Genomic DNA, 2,050 nt, shown 5'->3' on the forward strand with positions numbered 1-2,050 from the left:
ATAATTTACTATATAATAAATTCTTATTATATGTTTCGATTACTAAATAAAATTTTATATAAAATCAAAAAGAGGTAGCGGTGTAAAAGAGTATTATGTGAAGAAGGCATTCTGTGAAGCATAAGAAAGGTAACCATCGCCGAATAATAATTATGGCAATAATTTATTATGAGATTATAGAAAATATCTATAATATTCTTGCTGTTTTAACAGTAAAGGCGCTTTAATCAAGTCTCTCTCAAACCTTCTTTTAAGAAGGTTTTTTGTTTTATAGGAAGGAAAATCATTTGCTAACGTTATCTTTTTCAAGAATTAATAATTATTTTAAAGCTAAATATCTTTTTTTAACAATTTTAACTATTATTGTATCTTTTTTATTATATGATGATTTTTATCCTCAAAATACTAAAAACAAAGATGAAAATACTTTAGTTGTAGGAATGGAATGCAATTATAAACCTTATAATTATCTTTCTAATAATAAAGATAAAAAAGACTTGCATCCTTTAACAATAAATGGTAAAGAAAGTGATATTTTAGTTGCTGGATATGATGTTTTAGTAGCTAAAGAATTAGTTGATTATTTAAATGCAAAGTATGATAAAAAAATTAAATTAGTAATTAAAAAAATAGATTTTGATAGTTTAATTCCTGCTTGTCAAAATGGAGATATTGATTTAATTATTGCAGGGATGAGTAAAACAAAAGAAAGACAAGACCAAATTGATTTTACTGATAATTCTTATTATGATGAAGATCAATTTTATGTTATTGTTATAAATAAAAATAATCCTAATAAGGGTGAATTTATAGTTAATGACAAAATTCAATTACCTGGAAAAATGTTATATCAACGAGGAACTTTTTACGAACAAATAGCAAAAACATTAAAAGGAAATGAAGTAGAAGGAATTGACAATTTTGATGTTCAAGCTGAAAAAGTTCAAACAGATTCCAAATATTTTTATTTAGCTGATGCAACTGTTGCCCAAAAACATTTACAAACTCATAATAATTTAGATAAAATAGAAATGAAAAAAGAAATAATTTTAGATAATAAAATAAAACAAGCTCAAATCATCGAAAAAGATAAAGAAACAGCTTTATATAAAGAAATAAAACAAGCCGCTGGAATACTTGCTATTGGATTTCAAAAACAAAAAGACATTAACAAAGAAATTATTAACAACAAACAAATTACCAAAGAAGACATTGAAGATTTTTTAACAAAAGAACTTACCTCAGATAAAAGAAAAGAATTCATGTATAAACAAACCTCAGAAAAAGATACATTAAATATATGGTCTATTTTTAAAAATAACTTTTCTCTTTATAAAAGAGGGATTTTAACAACTCTTAAATTTGGGATTTATGGCACTTTTGGAGGATTTGTCTTATCTTTATTGTTAGTTCTTTTCCAAGTGTTAAATATTACCAAAAAGAAAAGTCATTTTTTAATTTATTATTTGCATCAAATAGGATGTAGAATTATTAATTTTTATATATGGATTATTAAAAGTACTCCTATGTTAGTGCAAGCTTTTGTGAGTTATTTTTTCTTAAAAGAGTTTGCTTTTTTCCAAAATGCTACTTGGTATACTCCAATGTTTGCTGCTTATATGGTAATTATTTTAAATACTATGGGCTATATTTCAGAAATTATTACTAAAAATATTTCCTTTTTGGATAAAGGACAAATTGAGGCTTCCTTGTCTTTGGGAATGACACATACTCAAACAATGCGCTATATTGTTTTGCCCCAAGCTATTAAAAGATCACAAACTCCTATTTTAAATGAGTTTATTATTAATTTAAAAGATTGTGTTGTTTTTAGTATGTTAGGTGGAATTATTGATATTGCTTGTGCTTCTAATGCTTTGTATAGTAGTGTTGCAAGCCCTAAACCTTATTATATTTCTTCTATTATTTATTTGATTATTGTAGGAACTGTTATTTTCTTTTTGAAAAAAATGGAAAAAGTAAGACAAGTTTAAACTATATAATATAAGATATTTAGTTATAATTTATTTGTTATTATTAAAAGGCTAAC

At 24.2% G+C, this 2,050-nt stretch carries 1 protein-coding gene and 1 riboswitch; the gene reads left to right on the plus strand.

What is annotated here, in order from left to right; genetic code table 11:
- Positions 1 to 61: 61 nt before the first annotated feature.
- A riboswitch (Lysine riboswitch) is annotated at positions 62 to 232 on the plus strand.
- Positions 233 to 287: 55 nt separating this feature from the next.
- On the plus strand, positions 288 to 1,994 hold the full coding sequence (locus tag OL66_RS00705; protein ID WP_238568769.1) for an ABC transporter permease subunit: 1,707 nt from the start codon (positions 288 to 290) through the stop codon (positions 1,992 to 1,994).
- The last annotated feature ends 56 nt before the right edge of the window (positions 1,995 to 2,050 follow it).

The organism is Chrysanthemum yellows phytoplasma (assembly GCF_000803325.1).
Taxonomy (GTDB): domain Bacteria; phylum Bacillota_I; class Bacilli_A; order Acholeplasmatales; family Acholeplasmataceae; genus Phytoplasma; species Phytoplasma asteris.